Raw genomic sequence first — 327 nt, 5'->3', positions numbered from 1 at the left:
AAATCCTGCGTGTCTACCGATTCCACCACTCCCGCGCGTCAGCAAGTCTACTGATCGACGGTTACGGGTTCCCGTACATCTGCCGAGCAGGGAGCTGTGGATAACTTTGACGCGGGGATCCCGGATTCTGTCATGATGCCCGCGTGAGTCATCCGTCCCTGGTCGTCGCCGAGCGAGTCCGGCGGCGCCTGCGCCTCGAGCACACCGACCCCTCGTCGCATCCGGACGAGGCCAGGCACATCGCGCAGACCGAGGTGCGGCGTCACAACGACCTGGCCCTGCAGCGCGGCGAGGCGATCATCGACGACGAGGCGGCGCTGATCCGGG

General features: G+C 66.1%; 1 protein-coding gene. It reads left to right on the top strand.

Features of this window, described 5'->3' with window-relative positions; translation table 11 throughout:
• Nucleotides 1-143: 143 nt before the first annotated feature.
• Nucleotides 144-327, top strand: a 184-nt coding sequence (locus tag KI686_RS16100) for a hypothetical protein (protein WP_237590341.1), incomplete at its 3' end; no start/stop codon positions are given.

The sequence above is a fragment of the Polaribacter sargassicola genome, from assembly GCF_021991835.1.
Lineage (GTDB): Bacteria > Bacteroidota > Bacteroidia > Flavobacteriales > Flavobacteriaceae > Polaribacter > Polaribacter sargassicola.
The sequence above is the reverse complement of the archived record's forward strand: the minus strand, read 5'-3'. Positions and strand labels throughout refer to the sequence as shown.